The sequence below is a fragment of the Marinobacter sp. UBA2498 genome, from assembly GCF_002341575.1.
GTDB lineage: Bacteria > Pseudomonadota > Gammaproteobacteria > Pseudomonadales > Oleiphilaceae > Marinobacter > Marinobacter manganoxydans.
In genome coordinates, this window is record NZ_DDOI01000123.1 from 9,531 (window position 1) to 11,260 (window position 1,730).

The 1,730-nt window shown below is 56.6% G+C and carries 2 protein-coding genes; one reads left to right on the forward strand and one right to left on the reverse strand.

Translation table 11 applies throughout. The features are described from left to right. On the forward strand, nucleotides 1-1,082 hold a 1,082-nt coding region (locus B2W52_RS17280; protein ID WP_286803796.1), incomplete at its 5' end, for an RQC domain-containing protein. A gap of 5 nt (nucleotides 1,083-1,087) precedes the next feature. On the opposite strand, the gene B2W52_RS17285 is transcribed toward B2W52_RS17280, so the two are convergent. Beyond that, nucleotides 1,088-1,642: a PaaI family thioesterase gene (locus B2W52_RS17285; protein ID WP_008171570.1), complete on the reverse strand. Its 555-nt coding sequence runs from the start codon at nucleotides 1,640-1,642 to the stop codon at nucleotides 1,088-1,090. Nucleotides 1,643-1,730: the final 88 nt, after the last annotated feature.

Consider the following 1,730-nt stretch of genomic DNA (forward strand, 5'->3'; position numbering starts at 1 on the left):
CGAAAACCCTGGCCCAGAAAGGCTATACCGCTCTGCCCTATCATGCAGGCCTGTCCTCGGAACAGCGTGCCCATCACCAGGAGCGGTTCCTGCGTGAAGACGGGGTGATTATTGTTGCCACCATCGCGTTCGGCATGGGTATCGATAAACCGGACGTGCGCTTTGTCGCCCATCTGGATCTGCCGAAGAGCCTTGAAGCCTACTATCAGGAAACCGGTCGGGCCGGGCGTGACGGCAAGCCGTCTACGGCCTGGATGGTTTATGGCCTGCAGGATGTCATCAAACTGCGCCAGATGCTGGAAAGCTCACAGGGTAACGATCATTTCAAGCGCGTGGAACGGCAGAAGCTGGATGCGATGCTGGGTCTTTGTGAGGTCACCAGTTGCCGGCGTCAGGTGCTGCTGCGTTATTTCGGGGACGAGCTTGAGCAACCCTGCGGCAATTGCGACACCTGCCTGAATCCACCGGACACCTGGGATGGAACTGTCGCCGTCCAGAAAGCCCTTTCCTGCGTTTTCCGAACGGGTCAGCGTTTCGGCGTTACCTATCTGATTGATGTTCTGCGAGGCTCGGAAAACGAGCGGATTCTCCAATCCGGGCACCACCAGGTGTCAACCTACGGCATTGGAACCGAACTGAGTGCCAACGAGTGGAAATCGGTCTACCGGCAACTGGTGGCCAATGGTTACCTCCGTGCAGATCCGGAGGGCTATGGTGCGCTCCAGTTGACCGAGCAGTGTCGGCCACTGCTGAAAGGACGTCATACCATTGAGCTGCGCAAGGACCCGGAAATCAAGAAGACAACCGGCCGGGCAAACGGCGGCCGGTCGGGTTCGCCGGTCTCAGAACAGATTACCGACAAGGCCGGCTGGGAGGCGCTTCGAGCCTGCCGCAAGGAGCTGGCTGACAAACAGGGCGTGCCGCCCTACGTCATTTTCCATGACACTACCCTGTTTGGAATGCTGGAACGCAAACCGCGCACCCTGGATGAGCTGGCGGAAGTCAGCGGCGTGGGCGCCGCCAAGCTAGAGAAATACGGCGAGATTTTCCTGCAAACCATCGCTGGCCTCGAACAGGCCTGAATTGTTCAGGCCTCTGCTTTAAACCCTTTCTTCCGGACGCGGTAATGGGCGATGGAGGTCGCTACATGGTTGCCCTCTTCGTCCACCAGTTTTCCTTCCAGGGAGAATTTCGCCCGCCCGGTCTCGTCAGCGTCAGCAAGAATGGCTGCCACGGCTTCGGGATCCAGGGTGAATTCTACAGTGACATCGCTGTTGGCTGGCTGGAGAAACTGCAACGTCATTTCCTTGAGAATCGGCGTGTACGAAGGCCCCAGATCAAATAGGGTCAGCACGCCACCGGGAATTTCGGCTACCAGAAAGTACGCGCCCGCATAAAGGCTGCCGAAGTGGTTTTTGTTGCCTTTCAAGCGGATTTTCGCTCTTACATATCCTGGCCTGACCTCCTCAACGCTGAAGTTGTTCCGTGGTGCAAAAGGAATCGACAGTCCGATGATCTTGTTCACCGCTGCATACCCGCCCGTTTTCTTCAGCCAGGCCAGAGGGCTAGCCAGTGTAGCCTTGGGGTCGGTACTTGCCACCCATTGACCGGTCGCTCCGATGAGATTATCGATAATTGCCATTGCCAAGCTCCGAAATTGATTGGGAACTGATGATTACAACGGACTTCAGTGCTCGCAAGAAGGTTTTACAATTTTTTTGGATGTTGTC

Coding starts and splice junctions, on each gene's coding strand:
- B2W52_RS17285 (WP_008171570.1), bottom strand. CDS start 1,642: ATGGCAATTATCGATAATCTCATCGGAGCGACCGGTCAATGGGTGGCA.